General features: G+C 62.6%; 23 protein-coding genes. 8 read left to right on the top strand and 15 right to left on the bottom strand.

The genetic code is table 11. The features are described 5' to 3' along the window. Window positions 1-2: 2 nt before the first annotated feature. From fliN to fliR, 5 genes are all read left to right on the top strand, one after another. Complete coding sequence (gene fliN, locus FB597_RS14660) at window positions 3-458, top strand: flagellar motor switch protein FliN (RefSeq protein WP_141915720.1); 456 nt, start codon at window positions 3-5, stop codon at window positions 456-458. Between the two features lie 85 nt (window positions 459-543). Beyond that, a complete protein-coding gene (fliO, locus tag FB597_RS14665; RefSeq protein ID WP_141915722.1) occupies window positions 544-1029 on the top strand; it encodes a flagellar biosynthetic protein FliO in 486 nt (161 codons plus the stop codon). Continuing rightward, complete coding sequence (fliP, locus tag FB597_RS14670; protein ID WP_370454701.1) at window positions 1013-1834, top strand: flagellar type III secretion system pore protein FliP; 822 nt, start codon at window positions 1013-1015, stop codon at window positions 1832-1834. The genes fliO and fliP overlap by 17 nt, the downstream gene beginning before the upstream one ends. A 45-nt stretch (window positions 1835-1879) precedes the next feature. Next, a complete protein-coding gene (gene fliQ, locus FB597_RS14675) occupies window positions 1880-2149 on the top strand; it encodes a flagellar biosynthesis protein FliQ (RefSeq protein ID WP_141915724.1) in 270 nt (89 codons plus the stop codon). Between the two features lie 68 nt (window positions 2150-2217). Continuing rightward, on the top strand, window positions 2218-3021 hold the full coding sequence (fliR, locus tag FB597_RS14680) for a flagellar biosynthetic protein FliR (RefSeq protein ID WP_141915725.1): 804 nt from the start codon (window positions 2218-2220) through the stop codon (window positions 3019-3021). 214 nt (window positions 3022-3235) lie between these two features. Here the strand turns inward: fliR and flgL are convergent, their stop codons facing one another. From flgL to flgB, 11 genes are all read right to left on the bottom strand, one after another. Beyond that, window positions 3236-4369 (bottom strand): flagellar hook-associated protein FlgL, encoded by a 1134-nt coding sequence (gene flgL, locus FB597_RS14685; protein WP_141915728.1) that lies wholly within the window; start codon window positions 4367-4369, stop codon window positions 3236-3238. 24 nt (window positions 4370-4393) lie between these two features. After that, a complete protein-coding gene (gene flgK, locus FB597_RS14690) occupies window positions 4394-6688 on the bottom strand; it encodes a flagellar hook-associated protein FlgK (RefSeq protein ID WP_141915730.1) in 2295 nt (764 codons plus the stop codon). Window positions 6689-6866: 178 nt separating this feature from the next. After that, a complete protein-coding gene (flgJ, locus tag FB597_RS14695; protein ID WP_141915732.1) occupies window positions 6867-7838 on the bottom strand; it encodes a flagellar assembly peptidoglycan hydrolase FlgJ in 972 nt (323 codons plus the stop codon). A gap of 91 nt (window positions 7839-7929) precedes the next feature. Next, window positions 7930-8988 (bottom strand): flagellar basal body P-ring protein FlgI, encoded by a 1059-nt coding sequence (locus FB597_RS14700; RefSeq protein WP_255464040.1) that lies wholly within the window; start codon window positions 8986-8988, stop codon window positions 7930-7932. Between the two features lie 98 nt (window positions 8989-9086). After that, a complete protein-coding gene (locus tag FB597_RS14705; protein ID WP_144769933.1) occupies window positions 9087-9746 on the bottom strand; it encodes a flagellar basal body L-ring protein FlgH in 660 nt (219 codons plus the stop codon). Between the two features lie 52 nt (window positions 9747-9798). Next, the gene (gene flgG / locus FB597_RS14710) at window positions 9799-10581 is read right to left on the bottom strand and encodes a flagellar basal-body rod protein FlgG (protein ID WP_141915738.1); all 783 of its coding nucleotides are present in this window, start codon (window positions 10579-10581) and stop codon (window positions 9799-9801) included. Window positions 10582-10626: 45 nt separating this feature from the next. After that, a complete protein-coding gene (flgF, locus tag FB597_RS14715) occupies window positions 10627-11367 on the bottom strand; it encodes a flagellar basal-body rod protein FlgF (RefSeq protein WP_141915740.1) in 741 nt (246 codons plus the stop codon). 110 nt (window positions 11368-11477) lie between these two features. Then, complete coding sequence (gene flgE / locus FB597_RS14720; RefSeq protein ID WP_141915742.1) at window positions 11478-12740, bottom strand: flagellar hook protein FlgE; 1263 nt, start codon at window positions 12738-12740, stop codon at window positions 11478-11480. 26 nt (window positions 12741-12766) lie between these two features. Further along, window positions 12767-13492: a flagellar hook assembly protein FlgD gene (locus FB597_RS14725; protein WP_141915744.1), complete on the bottom strand. Its 726-nt coding sequence runs from the start codon at window positions 13490-13492 to the stop codon at window positions 12767-12769. A gap of 11 nt (window positions 13493-13503) precedes the next feature. After that, window positions 13504-13908 carry a flagellar basal body rod protein FlgC gene (gene flgC, locus FB597_RS14730; protein WP_141915746.1) on the bottom strand — a complete coding sequence of 135 codons (405 nt, stop codon included), beginning with the start codon at window positions 13906-13908 and terminating at the stop codon, window positions 13504-13506. Window positions 13909-13914: 6 nt separating this feature from the next. Further along, on the bottom strand, window positions 13915-14343 hold the full coding sequence (flgB, locus tag FB597_RS14735) for a flagellar basal body rod protein FlgB (protein ID WP_141915748.1): 429 nt from the start codon (window positions 14341-14343) through the stop codon (window positions 13915-13917). Between the two features lie 210 nt (window positions 14344-14553). Between flgB and flgA the strand changes: the two genes are divergently transcribed. The 3 genes from flgA to FB597_RS14750 all read left to right on the top strand — a co-directional run bounded on the left by flgA (window position 14554) and on the right by FB597_RS14750 (window position 16239). After that, a complete protein-coding gene (gene flgA, locus FB597_RS14740) occupies window positions 14554-15282 on the top strand; it encodes a flagellar basal body P-ring formation chaperone FlgA (protein ID WP_183405853.1) in 729 nt (242 codons plus the stop codon). Window positions 15283-15446: 164 nt separating this feature from the next. Next, complete coding sequence (gene flgM / locus FB597_RS14745) at window positions 15447-15749, top strand: flagellar biosynthesis anti-sigma factor FlgM (protein ID WP_144769934.1); 303 nt, start codon at window positions 15447-15449, stop codon at window positions 15747-15749. 28 nt (window positions 15750-15777) lie between these two features. Beyond that, the gene (locus FB597_RS14750; protein ID WP_141915752.1) at window positions 15778-16239 is read left to right on the top strand and encodes a flagella synthesis protein FlgN; all 462 of its coding nucleotides are present in this window, start codon (window positions 15778-15780) and stop codon (window positions 16237-16239) included. A 345-nt stretch (window positions 16240-16584) separates the two neighbouring features. Here FB597_RS14750 and FB597_RS14755 read toward each other — a convergent pair whose 3' ends face one another. The 4 genes from FB597_RS14755 to flhA are packed head-to-tail and all read right to left on the bottom strand — an operon-like array spanning window position 16585 to window position 21725. Continuing rightward, window positions 16585-17319: an RNA polymerase sigma factor FliA gene (locus FB597_RS14755; protein ID WP_141915755.1), complete on the bottom strand. Its 735-nt coding sequence runs from the start codon at window positions 17317-17319 to the stop codon at window positions 16585-16587. Window positions 17320-17324: 5 nt separating this feature from the next. Then, window positions 17325-18125 carry a MinD/ParA family protein gene (locus FB597_RS14760; protein ID WP_141916064.1) on the bottom strand — a complete coding sequence of 267 codons (801 nt, stop codon included), beginning with the start codon at window positions 18123-18125 and terminating at the stop codon, window positions 17325-17327. Between the two features lie 34 nt (window positions 18126-18159). Further along, window positions 18160-19632 carry a flagellar biosynthesis protein FlhF gene (gene flhF / locus FB597_RS14765; protein ID WP_144769935.1) on the bottom strand — a complete coding sequence of 491 codons (1473 nt, stop codon included), beginning with the start codon at window positions 19630-19632 and terminating at the stop codon, window positions 18160-18162. Next, on the bottom strand, window positions 19629-21725 hold the full coding sequence (gene flhA, locus FB597_RS14770) for a flagellar biosynthesis protein FlhA (protein WP_141916065.1): 2097 nt from the start codon (window positions 21723-21725) through the stop codon (window positions 19629-19631). Before flhA ends, flhF begins: the two co-directional genes overlap by 4 nt. Window position 21726: the final 1 nt, after the last annotated feature.

Raw genomic sequence — 21726 nt, forward strand, 5'->3', positions numbered from 1 at the left:
CAATGGCTGATGAGAACGTAGAAGGTCAAACCGCGGCGGAGGATGATCCGTGGGGCGCGGCCATGGCCGAACAGACGCAAGCCGAGGCAGAGCAGAAAAAAGGCCAGATGGAAGACGAACAAGGCATCGCCGCCCAGCCGGCGGCTGCCACCGTGTTCAAAGACCTGAGCTCGAGCGACATCCAGACCAACACGCCTAACGACATCGATTTCATCCTCGACATCCCGGTTCAGCTGACAGTCGAACTGGGCCGCACCAAGATCGCCATCAAGAACCTGCTGCAACTGGCGCAAGGCTCGGTGGTCGAGCTTGACGGCATGGCCGGCGAACCGATGGACGTGCTGGTCAACGGCTGCCTGATCGCCCAGGGCGAAGTGGTGGTGGTCAACGACAAATTCGGCATCCGCCTGACCGACATCATCACGCCGGCAGAACGCATCCGCAAGCTCAACCGCTGAGCGCCGCGACCGCCATTCGATGAATCGCCTCTTCGCCACATCCCCTTCACGCAGCTCACGGCCCGCGCCATCAGCTTCCAGGCTCATGGCCGCCCTGCTCCTCCTGGGCGCCGGCTGCATGTTCCACCTCAACCTGGCCTGGGCGGACAACGCAAGCGCGTCCGCGCCGGCGGGGTCGCCCCTGTCCTCATCCGGCGGCAGCGTGCTTACCATGCTGCTCGGCCTGACTGCGGTATTGGCGCTGATGGCCGGCATCGCCTGGCTGTTCAAGCGTTTCGGCCTGGCACAGAACCAGGCCGGCAATGCCGCGGCCAAGGTGATCGGCGGCGTCAGCGTAGGCACGCGCGAGCGCGTGATGGTGATCGAGGTGGGCGACCAGTGGATCGTGGTCGGCGTCGCCCCCGGCCGCGTCAATGCGCTGGCCACCATGCCGCGCCAGGAAAACGTGGCGGCCCAGTCCGCCAAAACAAACGGGCCGGCATTTTCTTCCTGGCTGCGGCATACCATGGACAAACGTAACAGCGACCCCGCCAGCGGCGGTCGCGCAGGCAATGATGGCAGCACAACCTAACCCGCAAGGGACCCGCTTCGGACACGCTTCCCGACTTCGCCCATGGACCGCCGGCGCGGCATCGCTGCTGCGCTCCGGCCGTTTCTGGCTGCTCCTCCTGCTGTGCCTGCCGCTGGCGGCATCGGCCCAGCAAGGCATCCCCGCACTGAACAGCACGCCAGCGCCTGGCGGCGGCACGAATTACACGCTGCCGATCCAGACGATGCTGCTGCTGACATCGCTGTCGTTCATTCCGGCGGCGCTGCTGATGATGACGTGTTTCACCCGCATCGTGATCGTGCTGTCGCTGCTGCGCCAGGCCCTGGGCACGCAATCGACGCCGCCCACCCAGGTGCTGGTGGGCTTGTCGCTGTTCCTGACCTTCTTCGTGATGGGGCCGGTGTTCGACCGCATCTACACCGACGCCTACCAGCCCTTTTCGGAAAACAAGATCCAGATGATGGAGGCGCTCGACAAAGGCGCCGCGCCGCTCAAGGAGTTCATGCTCAAGCAGACCCGCCAGTCCGACCTGGCGCTGTACGTCAAGCTCTCGCGCGGCCCCGAGCTGCAAGGGCCGGAAGACGTGCCGCTGCGCCTCCTGATCCCGGCCTTCGTCACCAGCGAGCTCAAGACCGCGTTCCAGATCGGCTTTGCCATCTTCATCCCCTTCCTCATCATCGACATGGTGGTGGCCAGTATCCTGATGTCCATGGGGATGATGATGATGTCGCCGGCCATCGTTTCGCTGCCGTTCAAACTGATGCTGTTCGTGCTGGTCGACGGTTGGCAATTGTTGATCGGCTCCCTTGCCCAAAGTTTTTATTAGAGGGCGCCATGACCAGCTTCACCATCACCCCCTCCGGAGAGCCAGATGACTCCTGAAAGCGTCATGAGCATGGGCCGCCAGGCCATGGAAGTCACCCTGATGATCGCCGCGCCGATGCTGCTGACGGCGCTCATCATCGGCTTGCTGGTCAGCATTTTCCAGGCTGCCACCCAGATCAACGAACAGACCCTGTCGTTCATTCCCAAGCTGGTCGGCGTGTTCCTGGCGCTCATCATCGCCGGTCCGTGGATCCTCACCGTCATACTGGACTACATGCGCACCATGTTCAGCGGCATCCCCGCCATGGTCCAATAAGGCCGCGCAGCGCGCGTCCATCCTCCTTTGCAGGCCGGCATCGCAACCGGCCCGCGACACAGCGTCAGATGATCAATTTCACCAGCCAGCAACTCTATACGTGGATCGCCATGTTCATCTGGCCGACTACCCGTATCCTGGGCCTGCTGGCGATCGCGCCGCCGTTCGGCAGCGCCAGCGTCCCCATGCTGGTCAAGGTGATGCTGGGAATCGCGATCGCGCTGGTGATCGCCCCCGACGTGCCGGTGCCGTCCGCGCTGGACCCGATGTCGATGGGCGGCTTGCTGATCCTGGCCCAGCAACTGGTCATCGGCCTGTCCATGGGCTTTGCCATGCGTATCGTGTTCGCCGCCGTCGAAGCCGCGGGCGAACTCACCAGCGCCACCATGGGCCTGTCCTTCGCCGCCTTCTTCGATCCGCAGACCCAGGGCCGCACCTCGGTGGTCAGCCAGGTGTATTCGCTGCTGGCGACCATGGTGTTCCTAAGCCTGAACGGCCACCTGATCCTGCTCTCGGTCATGGCAGACAGTTTCCATACCCTGCCCATCGGCGCCCAGCCGATCACCGCCGAAGGCTTCCACAGCCTGGCCCTGTGGGGCGCGCGGGTGTTCAGCATGGGGCTGCAATTGTCGCTGCCGCTGCTCATCGCGCTGCTGATCACCAACTTTGCGCTGGGCATCCTGACGCGCGCGGCGCCGCAGCTGAACCTGTTCGGCATCGGTTTTTCGATCACCATGCTGGCCGGCTTCATCCTGATCGGCATGGGCCTGCCCTACATGCTCACGCCGCTGCAGCACTTCCTCTCCGACGGTATCGAAATGGTGCGCCTGCTGGGCAGCGTGCCGCCTATCGGCGCCGCCCCCAAACCCTGAACCCCAGGCGCCCGGCCGCACCGGCCCAGCAGGCTGTAATCCCGCTGGCCACGCCGTATCCGTTGCGCCATTCGACACCCCCTCCCCTCGCCGGAAAGTGTCAACATAATCCTAATTCAGGACGGGTCGCCGGAATGAAAAAAGGCGAACATCGTTCGCCTTTTTCTTTTCTTGCGCCTGCGCACCCGATGCGCGCCATGCCGCTTCTCGCTTCTTACTTCAGGTAGTTCAGCAACGTCAGGCTACTGGTCGACACGAACACCTTTTGCGCCGCCGCCAAGTAAGTCTGCTTCAGCGTCAAATCGCTGATCAGTTCAGACATGTCGGAGGTATTGCGGCCCAGCAGGTCGTTGATCGTCGCCGTGTAGTTCACATTCTTGGTCTCGCCAGCGGCGTCCAGGCTGTCGAGTTCATTCTGGCGCGCGCCGACCGATGCGGTGGCGGTGCCGACGTTGTTGATCATGCCGTCGAATTGCGTATTGAACTTGGCCAGCTGCTTCGTCAGGTAAGCCTGGCTGCCGGTCACCGGAGTGCGCGCCGCCTCGGCGGCGTCGGCCTTGAGCTTGGCGGCGGCAGCAGCGGAAAAATTAGCGGCATATGCTGGATCGTTGGGATCGGTCGCATCCAGCGTCGCCTGCGCGGTCTTGTAAGCCTGGATCGGAAACTGCCCCGAGCCGGCCGGATATTCAAAAGTATTGGCCGCCGTTTCGTCAGCCTGGTTGGCGGCCTCGGTCACCGGCATCGACAACACGTTGATCAGGTTGTTCATGGTCTGGAAGATATCCTGGCCATTGCCCTGGAAGATGGATTGCCCGGAAGTGCTGATCTCCATCTGACGCGACGAATCGACCTGCAAGCTCATCGCGCCCTGGTCGCCGTTGTACACCGCGTTGCCGTTGCCATCCAGCGTGAACGGCTGGGTGGTGCTCTTGAAGCCGGAGAACAGATAATTGCCCTGGCCATCGGTGACATTGGCATAGCCCAGCACTTCCTGGAAGTTGCCCTTGAGCTCGGCGGCCAGGTTGGTGCGTTCGGCATTGCTGAACGACTGGTTGCCAGCCTTGATCACGTCCGACTTCAGCTTGGTCAGCATGTCGGTGAAGCTGGAGAGCGTACTGGCAACCTGCGCCAGCGAACTGTTGGCGTTCTGGCGGTTGATCTTGTACTGGGCGTTGAGATCCTGGCTCTGCTTCAAGTCCAGCGCGCGGGCGGATGCTACCGGGTCGTCCGACGGCACCAATACCTTCTGGCCGGCCGAGACCTGCTGGTTCAGCTTGAGGAGCTGGCTTTGCATGTTTGTCAGATCGTTATTGCTCATCTGATACAACATCTGGGTACTGATACGCATGTCGGTATTCCTTCAAATCCTCGATCAATTACCCAACGTGAACAGCACGTTGAGCATATCGCTGGCCGCCTGGATGATCTTGGCCGCAGCCTGGTACTGCTGCTGGTTCTTGATCATGTTGGCCAGTTCCTCATCCTGGTTGACGCCGGACTCGGATTGCTGTTCCGCCGTAATCGATGCCAACCGCGCCTTCTCGGCGGTGTTGGTCACGTTGATTTCGTTGGTCTTGTTGCCAATGGTGGCCACCAGTTGCGAATACGAGCCCTGATAGGTGGTATTGCCGATGGTGTTCTTGGTCTGCAAGCCTGCCAGCAACAGCGCGTTACGGTTGTCGGCGGTGCCGTTGGTATTGGGCGAGATGGTGAACTGGTCGCCGTTGGCCGGTTGCCCGCTGATGGCGAACGTCATGCCGCCGAAGGTATAGGAATCGCCGGGGACATACGGCAAGGAGGTCGCGCCGCCGGCGATGGGCGTAGTCGTGCCATCCTTGTGGGTAATGACGCCGCCGGCCGCCGGCACCGCCGGGGAAATCGCAAAACCGACCGGCGCGGTGGTCGAATAGGTCATCTTCACCGGCGCGGTCAGCGGCGATGCCAGATAACTGGAGTCGACCGAGCCGGCGCTGATGGAGGCCGTTCCCTTGTTGCCCGCCACCGGCGCGAAATTGAAATTGTCGCCGGTAGCCGGCGTGCCCGACAGCGTGAAACTGACCCCGCCGCTGCTCAGGGTCGAGCCCGGGACATAATCGAATGCCGTACCCGCCGCTACCGTGGACGATGTGCCGTCGGGGGCGGTGACGATGATGGATGGCGCGGGAGTCACCCCCGCCCAAGTGCCGGTAAGTTGCAGTTGACCGCCGCCACCGGTAGTGACGGCAAAACCCAGTGTCGAGCCTTGCACGAACACCGAGGTATCCAGCGCCGTGTTGGATGTGACGCCGCTGCCGGTATTGCCGGCCGTCGTCAGGCCTACGCTGCTGGCGGCATTGCCGCCGGTGACGATGGGCGCCGCAGCCGCGATCAATTGGGTATTGTTCAGCGCCAGCGACAGTTGCGCGGCGCCATCGACGGTGGGCTTGATCCTGAAGCTGTCGCCAGCGGCCATGGTCACCCCGGAATATGACACTCCATCCACCACCGGCGCCGGCACGGCAGCCGGGTTGATCACGGTCTGGGTATTGTCGGACAAGCGGGTGACGGTGTAGTTGGTGCCGTCATAAGACAGCGTGTAGTCGCTGGTCGTCAGCGCCGAGGCGTTGGTAATGGTCGCCGTCATGGACGCGGTGGCGCTATTGGTCGACTTGCCCGACACCGCCGGCTTGGCGATGTTGAAAAAGTCGGTGCCGGCCACGCCGTTCTGGTCCAGGCCCAGCTTTTGCTGGTCGTTGAAGGTGGAACCGAGGATGGTGGCGATGCGGCCCAGGGAATTCTGCGCCGGGTCGAGCGTTTCCGTGCGGTATTTGAGCAAACCGCCCAGGCTGCCGCCGTCGTAGAAGAAACTGTCGGGAATGATGGCGGTTTTACCGCCGGCCACCGGATAGCCGATCTGCAGGCGCGAGACGTCATCCACCGAAGGCGTGGCCACCAGCGTGGTCACCTGGTCGCCCATCACCAGCGGCTGGCCGGAACCGATGAACACGCTGACCGCGCCGCTGTCCTGCGGCACGATGCTGACCTTGACATACTTGTTGATCTCGGCGATCACCTGGTCGCGCTGGTCCAGCAGGTCGTTCGGCGCCTGGCCGCCGCCGGCGCCTTGCGCCTTGACGATGGCCTTGTTGAGCTCGGACAGCTGGGCTGCATACGAGTTGACCGTGCTCACAGTCGAAGTGATCTGGTTATTGACGCTGGTGCGGCTTTGCGCCATCTGGTCGTTCAGGCTCTGGAAGCGCGCCACCAGGGTGGAAGCCATCGACAGCACGGATTGGCGCGAGGCATCGGTATTCGGATTGGAGGCCAGGTTCTGGACAGCCTTGAAGAAATCCTGCAGCGCGGGCGACAAGCCGGCGTCACTGTCGGCCAGCAAGTTGTCGAGCTGGGAGATCTGCGAATAGTAGGAGTCCAGCGAACTGGCCGTGGTCTGCGATGCCAGCTGCTGCTTGACCAGGAAATCGTTATAGACGCGCTTGATCTCGGCAACCTGGGTACCCTGCCCGACAAAGCCATAACCATAGTTGATGCCGCCGGCCGTGCTTTGCACGACAACCTGGCGGTTGTAGCCGGGGGTGGTCGCATTCGAGATGTTGTGGCTGGTCGTGGCTTGCGCCGCCATCGCTGCCTGCAACGCGCTCTGACCGATGCTAAAGATATTGGTTGCCATGCTGGATCTTCTTTAACGGAATAACCAAGTCTACGGCACGCTTTACAAAAACTTTAGATCGGGCCGTCCGTTTTTGTTGCCGGACGGCACCCGATCGGCATTGTACGCGTGCTAAAAACCTGTATTCACCATGCCATCGGGCCATCGAACCACTCCCGATAAGCGTATGAGCCGGTTCTTATGCCGACAAGGATTGGCGGATGATGCGGGAGAGCTTCTCGGCATAGTGCGGATCGGTCGCGTAACCTGCGCGTTGCAGGCCATAGGCGAATCCGTGCGCGTCTTGCGCACTGGCGAGCACCTTCTCGTAACGCGGGTTACTGCGCAGCAAATTGGCGTAGTCGCGGAAAGCGTCGGCATACGAATCGTAAGCACGAAATTTTTCCACGCGCTTTTGCGGCTTGCCGTTGATGTATTCGATCGTGGTCGCTTCGACAACCTTGCCCTTCCAATTGCCGGTGGCCTTGATGCCGAACAGGTTGTGCGCCGAGCGCCCGTCGCGGGAGATGATTTCCTTTTTGCCCCAGCCGGTTTCCAGCGCCGCCTGGGCCAGCATGAACTTGGCCGGAATGCCGGTCATGCGGCTGGCTATTTCGGCATCTGCCTGCAGGCGGCTCTGGAAGGCCTCGACGTGGGCGGGCTTGTTGGAACGGCGCTTGTTGCGCCCCTGCCCGTCGCGGTCGGCGCCATCGGCGGCTTGTTGGCTGGCAAAGCTCTGGACGAACCTGGCACGGTCGGCCTCGCTCATGTCCTTGGCCAGCGGGATGTTCATCGGCAAACCGTCGTCCAGTTGCTGTTGCTCCAGGTCTTGCGCATCCGGCAACTTCTTCGGCAATGCGGCCGACAGCTGGCGCGTGAGCACATCGGCCAGGCCGATGCCGCGCTGCGCCAGGTTCTGGCTCATCTGCTGATCCAGCATGGAGGTGAACATCTTGGTCTGTTCGTTATCGAACGGGCCATTCTGCGGCGTGGCGTCGCGCATGCTTTTCATCATCATGTTCAGGAACAGCGCCTCGAACTGCTTGGCCGCGCCCTTGATCGCCTCCGGCGAATTTCCATTCTGCCGCGCCGCCTCGCGCAGGCTGTTCAGCCCATTCGCATCGACAGCCAGATTGTCGGTCGGATTGGATGGGTTGATCTTGTTGAGCATGAAGTACCTTGATTGGCGATCAGTTATCTGTTGGCAAAGCCGAGTGCGGCTTCGTCCTTGCTGCCTTGTTGCATCAGCGCCGTCCCGGCGATCAAATCACTTCAAGCTCGGCGCGCAGCGAACCGGCCGCCTTCATGGCTTGCAAGATCGCCAGCAGATCCTGCGGCGTCGCTCCGATGGCGTTGAGCGCCTTGACCACATCGGCCAACGAAGCGCCGCCCTTGAGCAGCATGACCTTGCCGGGCTCCTTGTTGATCGATATCTGCGCGTTCTGGACGCCTGCGGTCTGCCCGCCGGCAAAAGCGTTGGGCTGGCTCACCGCATTGTCGGCCTGGATCACCACCGACAGGTTGCCGTGCGACACTGCGCAAGTCTCCAGCATCACGCTCTGGTTCATCACCACCGAGCCGGTGCGGGCGTTCAGGATGACCTTGGCCGACAGCTTGCCGGGCGTCACATCGATGTTTTCCAGCGCGCCCAGGAAGGCCACGCGGTCACCGCTGGAAATCGGCGCGCGCACGCGGATCACCCGTCCGTCCTGCGCCACCGCGGTATCCGAACCGAAACGCTTGTTGAGCGCATCCACCACGCGGCTGGCGGTGGAAAAGTCGTTGTCGTTGAGCTCCAGCATGACCACGTCCCCGCCGCCCAGCGCGCTGGGAACCGCGCGCTCCACGGTGGCCCCGCCCGAGATGCGCCCGGCGCTCAGATGGTTGATGGTGGTACTGCTGCCCGCGGCCGAGGCGCCCGCACCGCCGACCACGACGTTGCCCTGGGCGATTGCGTAGATCTGGCCGTCGGCGCCTTTCAGGGGTGCCATCAGCAACGTGCCGCCGCGGATGCTCTTGGCGTTGCCGATGGAAGAAACCGTGACGTCGATCAGTTGGCCCGGCTGCGCAAAGGCCGGCAAGGTCGCCGTCACCATTGCCGCCGCCACGTTCTTCAACTGCATGTTGTTGCTGGTGCCGGTCGGCACGTTCACGCCCAGCTGCTGCAGCATGCTGATCACGCTTTGGACGGTAAACGGGGTCTGGGTGGTCTGGTCGCCGCTACCGTCAAGGCCGACCACGAGACCGTAGCCGACCAGCTGGTTCTGGCGCACGCCCTGGATGCTGGCGAGATCCTTGAGGCGCTCGGCATGCGCCGGCATGGCTGCGGCCACGCACAGCCCCGCCGCAACGGCCAACAGCCCCTTGCGAACCAGGTTAACAGCGGAAAACCTTTCCACGAACATGACAAAACCCCACATCAGAAAGGAGACACGCTAAAGAAGAAACGTCCCAGCGACGACATGAACTCCGCCATGTCGACGCGGGTATTGGTGCGGTATTCGACCTTGGCGTCGGACACCACGGTCGAGGAAACGGTATTGCCGGTCTGGATATTGTCCGGACTCACGGTGCCCGAAAAGCGTACGTATTCCACCCCCTTGTCGAGGGCCACCTGCTTTTCCCCGCTCACCACCAGGTTGCCGTTAGGGAGCACCTCCGTGACGGTCACGCCGATGGTGCCGGTAAAGGTATTGCTGGAGCTGACTGCCCCCTTGTCTTCAAACTTGTTGGAAGAGGTGCCGCTGGCCGACAGTTCCTTGATGGTGGTGCCGAAGATGGTCGGCGCCGGCGATGCGACCGTGCCGGTCTTGCTGGCCGAACTGCCGGCGGTCTTGCCTGCGCTGGTTCTTTCATTGATCACAATGGTCAGCGTATCGCCCACCAGGCGCGCACGGCGGTCTTCCAGCAACGGCCGATAGACTGCCGACTGGAAGATCGCGCCGGACGTGGCTGGCGCATACGACGCTGGCTGGGGGCGCGCCGTCATCGGCCCCTTGACGATCGATTCGGGCACGGTGTTGCAGCCGGCGACGGCCAATGTGCCCACTACGGCGGCGAACTTCAGCAAGCGATTCATATTTGCCTCTTCCTTCTTCAAACTGCTAACTCCCCATTCAACTGCGTGACGATTACAACTGCGAAATCTTGGCCAGCATCTGATCCGAGGTGGTGATCGCCTTGCTGTTGATTTCATAGGCACGCTGGGTCTGGATCATGTTGACCAGTTCTTCCACCACGTTGACGTTCGAGGTTTCCACATAGCCTTGCCACAGCGCGCCGGCGCCATTGGTGCCCGGCGTATTGGGGTTGGGCGTGCCCGATGCGGAGGTTTCCACATACAGGTTCTCGCCGCGGCTTTCCAGGCCGGCCGGGTTGATGAAGGTCGCCACCTGGATGGTGCCGATCTGCGTGCTGGCAGTCGAACCGGCCTGCATGATCGAGACGGTGCCGTCGCGGCCGACCGACAGCTTGGTGGTATTGAGGGGAATGGTGATCGGCGGCTGCAATGTGTAGCCGCTGGAGGTCACCAGCTGGCCCTGGTTGTCGGTCTGGAAGGAGCCGTCGCGGGTATAGGCGGTGGTGCCGTCCGGCAGCAGAATCTGGAAGAAACCCGCGCCCTGGATGGCCAGGTCCTTGTCGTTGTTGGTCTGGTTGACGTTGCCCTGCGTGAAGATGCGCTCGGTCGCCACCGGACGCACGCCGGTACCGATCTGCAAACCCGACGGCAGCTGGGTCTGTTGCGACGATTGCGCGCCGGGCTGGCGCACGGTCTGGTACAGCAGGTCTTCGAACACGGCGCGCGAACGCTTGAAACCGTTGGTGCTGACGTTGGCCAGGTTGTTCGAAATCACGTCCAGCTGCGTCTGCTGCGCATCCAGGCCAGTCTTGGAAATCCAAAGGGAACGAATCATTTATTTCTCCGGTAATCGGCGATTACACCGAGGCAATCAGGATAGTCAGGTCAAGGACAGGATCTGGGTCGCCTTGGTCGCATCGCTTTCGGCGGTCTGGATCATCTTCATGTTCATCTCGAACTGGCGCGAGAGGTTGATCATATTGACCATCGCCTCCACCACGTTCACATTGCTGCCTTCCAGCGCGCCGCTGGCCAGCCGCACATTGGCATCGGGCTGGGCGGCGCCGCCGTTGATGGTGCGGAACATGCCGTCGTCGCCGCGCTTGAGGTTCTTGTCGTCAGGATTGACCAGCTTGATGCGGCCCAGGATGTTGACCGCATTCGGAATGCCGTCGGTCGGGATGGTGGACACGGTGCCGTCGGCAGCGATCGCCACCGTCACATCGGGCGGGATGGTGATCGGGCCGCCGTCGCCCAGCACAGGCTGTCCGGACTGGGTCTGCAGGATACCGTTCTCAGTGGTCTTGAAGCTGCCGTTGCGGGTATAGGCCTCGCCGCCATCGGCCGTTTGCACGGCGATCCAGCCGCGGCCCTGCACCGCTACGTCGAGCGCGCGACCGGTGTCCTGGATCGGGCCTTGCGAGAAATCGTTGCCCGCCGTGGAGTCCACCACGAAGGCGCGCGTGGGCAAGCCGTCGCCCACCACCGGCGCCGAACGGAACGTATTGAGCTGGGCGCGAAAACCCGTGGTGGTGGCATTGGCCAGGTTGTTGCTGGCGGTGGCCTGTTGCTCGAGCGTGTGCTTGGCGCCCGACATCGCTGTGTAGACCAGACGATCCATAGAACCCCTCTGCGCGGCAAAGCCTGGCTCTGCCGCTGATTGAAACCGGCCGCCGGCGCGGCCGGCGGCTGTGAAGCATATGCGCCCCGGAAGGCGCGCCCATCACCCGATCAGCGCATGCTGACCAGGGTCTGCAAGACGGTATCCTGCACCTTGATGGTTTGCGAGTTGGCCTGGTAGACGCGCTGGGCCACGATCATGTTGACCAGTTCGGCGGTCAGGTCGACGTTGGAGTCTTCCACCGCGCGCGATTGCAACGTGCCGAAGCTGCCGCTCGTAGGCGTACCGACCAGCGGGGAGCCGGCTTCTGCAGTCGCCTGGTACAGGTTGTTGCCGATCGGCTGCAAGCCGTTCGGGTTGGCAAAATTCACCAGGACCACCTGCCCCAGAGTCTTGGTTTGCTGGTTGCTGTAGGAGCCGATGATGCTGCCATCCTTGGCGATCGAGAAGCTCGAGAGCGTACCCGGCATCATGCCATCCTGGCTTTGCGCCAGGTTGACGAAAGCCGAACCGGTCTGGGTCGAACCGGTGTACGACAAAGCGATGGTTCCCGGGAAGGTACCGCCAGCCTTGGTGTAATTGGTCATGTCCAGCGTCATGCCGGTGGTCGCGGTCATCGCGCCGGTAGAGTCGAAGGTCATCGTGCCGATGGCCAAGGGAGCCGGCGGCGTTGCGCCGTTGGTCACGGTTGTGCCATCGATGGTCGCGTAAATATCCCAGGTGGTGGTCGGCGGGGTGCCTGTGGTCGCATTCTTCACATAGTAAGTCTGCACGCTGTACGGATTGCCGAGGCTGTCGTACATCGTCACACCGGTCGAGTTATTGTACGAATTCGGCTGGGCCGGATCGAAAGGGGTCACGGTCGGCACACTCTGGCGCGAATCCAGGTTCACCTTGGTGCTGACTTTGGTGGTAGCCGTGGCCGGCATTGCCGAGGTATCGATCTTCAGCGCGACCGGGTCGCCGCCGGACACGCCTGCGGCATACCCCATCAGGTAAGCCCCATTCATGCTTGGATTGATGATGTAGCCGTTCTTGTCCAGTTCAAACTGGCCATTGCGGCCATACATCGGCGCCTTGCTGTCCGGGCTGGATGCCAGTTGGAAAAATCCGTCGCCATTGATGGCGATGTCCAGCGGATTGTTCGTCGTGGAGATATTGCCCTGAGTAAACGCCTGGGCCACATTGGCCACCATCACACCGATACCTACCGGCGAATTGCCGGAACGGTTCATCGAATTGGCGTACATGTCGGCGAACTGCGCCTGCGCTTCCTTGAAGCCGACGGTGCTGGCGTTGGCCACGTTATTACCGATGACATCCAGGCTCTTTGCCGCGCCGTTCAGTCCGCTCAAACCTTGTTGAAAACCCATTTGTTGCTCCCTGTCGGTAATGACGATTAAAGAATTTGCACGACGTCGGTCGGCTTGATGGTGCCGATGTTCGAGACGTTGAGCTTGATGCTGCCATCGGCGGCCGTGGTCACGCTGGCGACGGTGCCGAATGCGAGCGCGGTCGCATTCACGCCGACGCCGTTGTTGGCGGCCGTCACGGTAAAGGTGTAATTGCCGTCCGCGGCCTTGCTGCCGACGTCGTTGGTGCCATCCCAGATCACCGGCATCGTGCCAGCCGCCTGCGGCCCCAGGTCCATCGTGCGCACCACGGCGCCGGTGGAATCCTTGACGGTGACGATGACCGAAGACGCCGTCGAATCCAGCTGCACGCCGAACACCGCCTTTTGCGTCGTGGTTTCGGTGCCGTCCTCGGCCTTGGTTGTGTCCGAGGTCAGTTGGATGCTGTTGCCCGGCGCCAGCACGCTGTGGCCGATCATGTTGGCCGACTGCAGCGCCTGCGAGGAGCTCAGGTTGCCCATCAGGGTCGACAGCGTGGTATTGAGCTGGCTGATGCCCGAGACGGTCGACAGTTGCGCCATTTGCGTGGTCAGCTGCGAGTTGTCCATCGGGTTGCTGGGATCCTGGTTCTTCATCTGCGCGATCAAGAGCGTCAGGAAGCGGTTCTGGATCGCATCTGCGCTATTGTCGTTGAGGCCGCCCGAGCCGCTGGAGGAACTCGTGCCGCCGGTGCCGTTCATGGCCGTCAGCAGGTCGGAAGATACGGTGGTCATGGGCTAGAGTCCTATTGGCCGATGGTGAGGGTTTTAACCAGCATGGACTTGGCGGTGTTCATCGTTTCCACGTTGGTCTGGTAAGAGCGCGAGGCGGAGATCATGTTGACCATTTCCTCGACCGGATTGACATTGGGCATCGCCACGTAGCCGTTGGCGTCGGCCATCGGGTGCTTGGGATCGTAGACCAGCTTGGGCGGCGCCTGGTCTTCGACCACTGCCGCGACCTTCACGCCGCTGTCCTTGACGTCGCCGACCGGGATCGCCTGGAACACCACCTGCTTGGCTTTGTAGGGCGTGCCGTCGGGGCTGGTGGCGCTGTCGGCGTTGGCGATATTGCTCGCCACGGCATTCAGGCGCTGCGCCTGGGCGCTCATGGCCGAGCCGGCAACATTGAAGATATTAGAGAGGGACATGGCTTATCAACCCGGTTGGATGGCGTTAATCATGGCCTTGATCTGGCCGTTGACTGCGGTGACGCCGGCTTCGTAACGAATGCCGTTGTCGACGAACTCATTGCGCTCGACGTCCATGTCGACGGTATTGCCGTCGACGCTGCCCTGGGTCGCGGTGCGGTACAGCAGCGGCGAACCGCCAATGCTGCCCTCGCCCGAACCGGCTGCCTCGCCGGCGACGTGCGCCGCAGCGGTACGCGCCAACCGCAGCGGAGGCAACGCGGTCGATTTATTGTCCAGCGCATTCTTGAGCGCATCGGCGAAATTGACGTCGCGCGCCTTGTAATTCGGGGTATCGGCGTTGGCGATATTGGATGCCAGCACCTGCTGGCGCTGGGCCCGCAGGTTCAGCGCCAGTTCGTTGAAGCGGAAATAGTCGTCGAGCTTTGAGACCATCTGGCCCTCCTGGAATGCCGGCGCCGCTCAAGTTATCGCGGACTGCGCCGATGATGGAATTACATAAGCTCGATCATACGGTTGCCCCCGGAAGTTTAATGGGCGATAAGCAGAGAAAAGCCTCCCTTGTTCCTGCTTTTGACCTCGCGCGCGCGAAGTAACATTGCTGCCAAGATTCGCCAATGCCCCGTCCGGGGCGAGTTGCACAAAATGAAACAGCCTTCCCGCGTATTGCGCCATGCCGCGGCCGTCCTCGCCCTGCTGGCTTGCGGCTTCCAAGGCGCGTTCGCCCAAGCAGACCCGAATGCCCCCCAGCGCCAGGACTTGCCGGCGCTGCAGCAGGTCGCCGAGCAATTCCTCAAGACGCAGACCTCCGGCTTGCCGGGCAGCGTCACCGTCGATGTCGATCCGGTGGATCCCCGCCTGAACCTGAACGCCTGCATCGAACCGCAAGCCTTCATGCCGAATGGCGCGCGCCTGTGGGGCAGGACCACCATCGGTATCAAATGCGTGGCGCCCTCCCCGTGGACTGTTTATGTGCGCGCCAACGTCCGGGTGGTATCGGATTACCTGGTGGCGGCCGTGCCGCTGGTCCAGGGACAAACCATCAGCGCCGCCGACGTCACGCGCATGCGCGGCGATTTGTCGGGATTGCCTAACGGCATCATTACCGACGAATCCCAGGCCGTCGGGCGAGTCGCCTCCATGTCGGTGCGCGCCGGCACTCCCCTGCGCATGGATACCGTGCGCAACCAGCGCGTGGTGCAGCAAGGCCAGCCGGTACGCGTCGTCTCCAATGGTCCCGGCTTCCAGATCTCAACCGAGGCGCGCGCCCTGTCCAACGCCTCCGAGGGGCAAATGGCGCAAGCGCGGACAGCGGCCGGACAGGTGGTCAGCGGCATTGCCAAGGCAGGCGGCATTCTGGAAATCAACTATTAATACAGGGCAATATGTTTCTTCCAGGAACCCGCATCGAACGGATGCCAGGAAAGATGGCGACAGGGTTCAAATTGCGGCGCCAGTTGTTAAAGTTTGCGGAAAAATAGCCGATAATCAAAGCGACAGGCGGTGCGAAGCACCCTCACCCTACAAGGAATACTGCCGTGAATGTTAATGACGCCCTGAAATCCACCTCCGGACGCACCACCGAGCAAACCCAGGCCCAGCCGCGTCCGGGCGCGCAAACCGGCAACAGCGCAGCCTCGACGGCCGCCGCCTCGGACAACGTGCGCCTGTCGGCCACTTACCAGTCGCTGGAAACCAAGGCCAACGGCAGCTTCGATGCCAAGAAGGTCGCGGAAATCAAGGCGGCCATCGCCAACGGCACTTTCCAGGTCGACCCGGACAAGGTCGCCAGCGGCCTGTTCGATACCGTCCAGACGCTGATCAACGCGCGCAAGGCCTAACCCGGATTCGCACGAACCATCACAGACCATGAGCAACCCGGCACACAGCCTGACACAGGAAAAAACGGCGCTGGCCCGGCTGGTTGAAAAACTGCGCCAGGAGCAAGCATTGCTCTCCGAGACCGCGTCCGAAGGCATGACCGACCTCATCGGCGAAAAGGCCACCATCGTTGCCGAAATGACCACCCTCGCCGGCCAGCGCCACCAGCTCCTGGCCAGCCTTGGCTATGCCGACGATGAAAGCGGCATGCAACAGTGGATGAATGAACAAGGTTCGGATGACGACAAGGAAATCTGGGCTGCCCTGTTCGACCTGGCGCAAGACGCCAAGGAACTGAACCGCGTCAACGGCCTCCTGATCGGCAAGAAACTGTCGATCAACCAAAGCGCGCTGACCATCCTGCAAGGCAAGTCCAACGCGGGCAACTTCTATGGCCCGGATGGCCAAAGCAGCATCAAATCGGTCGGCCGCCGCCTTGGCGTGGTGTAAATCCGACCGCAGGTTCCTCGACCGGGAATCGGCGCAAGCCATATAAAAAAGCCCGGTGCATACCGTAATGCCGTTCAGTTAAGCGCTGAACGGCATTTTTGTTTGTGGAGTTCAGACTCCGTTCGCCCTGAGTAGCTGCGTAGCAGCGTATCGAAGGGCAGGCAAGACCCGCTGACGCCGGCATGCTGGCTTCGATACGGCCCTGGCGGGCCTACTCAGCCCGAACGGACTCTTGATGATTGCGCGAGAGAGTTTGCCTTAACTAAGCGGCGTTACGGTAGTACATGCCGTTTTTCTGTGATTGCCGTGCCCTGACCACGCCATGGGGCGCATCAGCAGCGGGATTCAGGCCACCCCGGACCAGGCATGCTCGCGCAGGTAGGAACGCATGCGCGATATCGCCTGGCTGTGCAGCTGGCATACGCGCGATTCGGACACGCCCATGACGGCGCCAATTTCCTTGAGGTTCATCTCCTGCTCGTAATACAAACCCATCAGGATTTGCTCGCGCTCCGGCAAGGCCCGGATCGACTCGACCACGGCCTCGCGAAAGCCCCCGTTGATCAGGTTCTGCAGCGGATTGTCGGTTTCGGCCGATTGGTAGCGATCGAGGAAATGCTCATGGCCGCTGTCGTCATCGTGGAAGTCTTCATAGTAGATCAACTGGTGGCCGCCGCAATCGGTGAGCATGGCCTGATATTCGGCCAGGCTGAGCTTCATGTGCTGCGCCACTTCGTTCTCTTGCGGTTGGCGCCCCAGTTTCTGCAGCAGCGCCTGCATCGCATCTTCCACCTTGCGCGCGTTCTGGCGGATGCTGCGCGGCAGCCAGTCGCTGCTGCGCAACTCGTCCAGCATGGCGCCGCGGATGCGCTGCACGGCATAGGTCTCGAACTGTGCGCCGTGCGTTTCCTCATAACGGTTGACCGCGTCCAGCAGGCCTATCATGCCGGCCTGGATCAGGTCGTCCACCTCGACGCTAGGGGGCAACTTCGCCTTGAGCTGATGCGCCAGCTTCTTGACCAGCGGCGCATGCAGCTCCAGCAAATCGTTCTTGCCTGTTTTTCCCTTGACGTTATACATGCACGTCACACTCCGAGACTTGCACCGTCGGTTGCCATGCCGTAAGCGCTTTTTGCCGCATCCTGCCCTGCCAGTTGCTTGGCCAAGCGATGGAAGGCGATCGACGCGCCCGCGAACGGGAACACGTCCATCACCGCCCTGCCTTGCCCGCAGGCGCGCCGGATATGATCGTCAGCCGGAACCGATCCGAGGAAATTCAATTGCGCCGCCAGGTAACGACTGGCCGCCTGCGCCATGTTGGCATAGACGGTCTGCGCTTCCGCTTCGGTCGCATCGTTGATGATGAGGCTGAACGGACGGCGCCCGATCCTGTCGGTCAAGCTCTTCAAAAGCACATAGGCGGCCTTGATCGACGATGCGCTGGTGGAGAGCTGGATGACGATCTCCCCCATTTCCATGGTCGATACCGGAAACGAGTCATCCTCCGCCAATACGCCGTTGACCAGCGTGATTTCGGCCTGCTCAATGAGCGTATCGAAGATCGAGACCAGCCGGCCCGCTTGCGGATGGCCGGCCGCGGGCACCGCGCGGCGCGCGATGCGGGCCATCGAAAAACCCTCAGGAAGCAGGCGCACCGCTTCATGCAAGGGCCGCTCCATGCGGGCGACTTCCTGCAGCGTGGCGACATCGTGGCGCAGGCCGATGCGCGTCAGCAAGCCCGATGACGCAACGCCGCCGTCAACCAGCAGCACCTGATGGCCGGCCTGGCTCAGCGATGCCGCCAGGTTGATCAGCATCGCGCTCTTCTCTTCCTCGCCCAGTACCGACAAAAAGGTAAACAGGCGCGGCACCGGACGCTCCAGCATCCGGCGCAGTCCTGCCGCCTGGTCGATGTCGTAACTAGCCAAAGGTCACCTCTCGCAAGCCTTTGTCATTCATGGAAAGCGCGGTCGGCCCCACCACCACCGGCAACTCGCCCTCCTGGAATTCGAACGGCGCGGTTTCGCGCTTTTGCTTGAAGGCGCGGTCGGCCAGGTAGAGCTTGTTGGCCACATGCAGGTCTTCCGGCACCCGCTGGCCGTTGGCCACATAGTGCAGGTTGAGCTTGTGGCGGATCACCACGTCGAGCACATTGCCGATGGTGGCCGCCTCGTCCAGTTTGGTGACGATGCAGCCGGCCAGGCCCGAGCCCGAGTAGGCATGCACCACCTCGTTGAGGGTGCCCCCGGTGGCGGTGGCGTTCAGGCACAGCAAGCGCTTGATGTCGACGCCGGCGCCGGCCAGCATCGCCTCCTGCTCGGCCACCATCTGGTCGCGCTGGCCCACGCCGGCGGTATCGATAAGCACGGTATGCTTGCCCTTGAGTTCTTCCAGCGCAATGCGCAGGTCGGTTTCATCCTTGACCGAGTGCACCATCACTCCCAGGATCTTGCCGTAGATGCGCAGTTGCTCGTAGCCGCCGATACGGTAGCCGTCGGTCGTGATCAGCGCCAGCTTGCCGGAGCCATGGCGCATCACGCAACGCGCCGCCAGTTTCGCGGTCGTCGTGGTCTTGCCCACGCCGGTCGGCCCGACCATGGCGAACACGCCGCCGTTTTCCAGCAATTCGCTTTCGCTGGCCAGCGTATTGAGGTTGCGCGCCAGCACCGACTTGACCCAGAACATGATGTCCTGCGACTTGGAGTTGTTGGGCAGGTTTTCGGTGATCAGGCGCGACAGGCTGGCGCTGAAACCGGCCGCCAGCATTTCCTTCATGACCAGGGCCTTCAGGGGCTCGCGCTTTTGCGTGCCGCCCCAGGAAATCTCCGCCAGTTGCGTTTCCAGCACGCCGCGCATGGAACGGATCTCGCTCATCACTTCCGACAGGATCTCATCATAATCCTTGCCGTCGAATTCAGGTAGCGAGGAGCGCGGGGCCTGCTCCTGCCCGCCTTGCTGCTCCGCATCGCGCGCACGGCGCTGGTCGCTGCTGCGGCTGCGCCAGACACGGGCGTCGGCAGGCGCGGCTGGCTCGGCCGGTCTGGGAGCGATCAGGCCGATCGGCTGCTGGTCCAGCAACGGCCCGGATTCGGCGCGCGGCGCCCGCGGCGGCTGCTGCGCCAGCGGCGAGGACAGCAAGGCCGGGCGCCTGGATGGCGGCGCCGGCGGCAAGCCCGACTGCTGCTGCAGCGATGCCGCCTGGGGCCGGGTCACCGCTTCGCGCGCGGCTCCGGGAGCCACCAGCGTGGTCATGTCCTCATTGGCCATCGCCAGGATTTCCACCCCGTCGGGAATGTTGCGATTGGAGAGGATGACGGCATCCGGGCCGAGCGCTTCACGTACCTGGCGCCACGCTTCGCGAGACGAATTGGCGATAAATTTCTTGACGTTCATGCTTGCCCTCCAACTAGGCTGGTAACTTTAATCGTTTTCGAATCTGGTATTTCAGAATGGGACAGCACCCGCAACTGCGGCATGGCGCGCCGCAGGAAGCGCGACAGCAATGCGCGCAACGGCGCGGGAACCAGCAATACCGGCGTCAGGCCCAGTTGCTCCTGGCGCTGCGCCGCCTGTTCGGTTTGCGCAACCAGCGAATCGGCCAGGCCGGGTTCGATGCCGCCGCTGTCGCCGCCGGCCTGCAAGGCCTGCAGCAGCAAGCGCTCGAGCTTGACATCCAGGGTCATGACGGACAGTTCGCTGTCGCCCGGGAAAATCTGTTGCACGATCGCGCGGCCCAGCGCGATACGCACGATCGCGGTGAGCTCGTTGGGCTCCTGGATGCGCGCCGCATGCTCGGCCAGCGTTTCGATGACGGTACGCATGTCGCGGATGTGCACGCCTTCCAGCAGAAGGTTCTGCAGCACCTTCTGCAGCGTGCCCAGCGGCAGCATCTTCGGCACCAGGTCCTCGACCAGCTTGGGCGCTTCCTTGGCCAGGTGGTCCAGCAGGCTTTGCACTTCCTGGCGCCCCAGCAGTTCGGCCGCATGGGTGGTGATCAGGTGGTTCAGGTGGGTCGCCACCACGGTGCCGGCATCGACCACGGTATAGCCCATCGTGGAAGCCTGTTCGCGCAGGCTGTTGTCGATCCACACCGCCGGCAGGCCGAACGCCGGATCGCTGGTCATCATGCCCGGCAACGGCCCGGTGACCATGCCTGGATTGATGGCCAGATACTGCCCGGCATGCGCTTCGCCCTTGCCCACTTCCACGCCCTTGAGGGTGATGCGGTAGGCCGAAGGTTTCAGTTCCAGGTTATCGCGGATATGGATGGGCGGCGACAGGAAACCGACCTCCTGCGCGAATTTCTTGCGGATGCCCTTGATGCGCTTGAGCAGCTCGCCCCCTTGCGCCTTGTCGACCAGGGGAATCAGGCGGTAACCGACCTCCAGGCCCAGCGTATCGACCGGCATGACGTCTTGCCAGGTGGCTTCTTCCGTTTCCTGGGTCGGCGCGGCGGTGACCGATTCCGGTTGCGCAGCGGCGGTCTTGGCCAGTTCCTTGCGGTTGCCGATGACGTAGGCGCTGCCGGCCATGGCGGCGGCCAGGACAATGAACGCGAAGTGCGGCATTCCCGGAATCAGGCCCATGCCGCCGATGATGACGGCGGTGATGTAGAGCACTTCCGGCTTGGCGAACAATTGGTTGATCAGTTGCCCGCCCACGTCCTGGTCGTTGGCCACGCGCGAGACCACCACGCCGGCCGCGGTCGAGATGATCAGGGAAGGGATCTGCGCCACGAGGCCGTCGCCGATGGCCAGCAAGGTGTAGTTCTTCAGTGCGGTGTCGAATGCCAGGTCGTGCTGCACCATGCCGACCACCAGGCCGCCGACGATGTTGACCACCGTCACGATGATGCCGGCCACGGCGTCGCCCCGCACGTATTTACTGGCGCCGTCCATGGCGCCGTAGAACTCGGACTCCTGCGCCACTTCCTTGCGGCGGGCCCGGGCTTCGGGCTCGCCGATCAGGCCGGCGTTGAGGTCGGCGTCGATCGCCATCTGCTTGCCCGGCATCGCATCCAGGGTGAAACGCGCGCCCACTTCGGCGATACGGCCGGCGCCCTTGGTCACCACCATGAAGTTGATGATGGTCAGGATCACGAACACGACGATGCCGACCGTGTAATTGCCGCCGATCAGGAAGTGGCCGAAGGCTTCGATCACCTTGCCGGCCGCGTCAGGCCCGGTATGCCCCTCGGTCAGGACCACCCGGGTCGAGGCGACGTTGAGCGACAGGCGCAGCATGGTGGACACCAGCAGCACGGCCGGGAAGGCGATGAAGTCCAGCGGCTTGACGGTGTACAGCGCCGTCATCAGCACGATGACCGACAACGAGATGTTGAAGCTGAACAGCAGGTCCAGCATGAAGGCCGGCAACGGCAACACCATCATCGCCAGCATCATGACGATCAGGATGGGCGCGGCCATCGCCCGCGAGCTTTTCACCGGCACCCAGGCCGGCAGTTTCATGGTATTGAGTTTGGCCATA

It is taken from the genome of Herbaspirillum sp. SJZ099 (genome assembly GCF_007828355.1).
Lineage (GTDB): Bacteria > Pseudomonadota > Gammaproteobacteria > Burkholderiales > Burkholderiaceae_D > Herbaspirillum.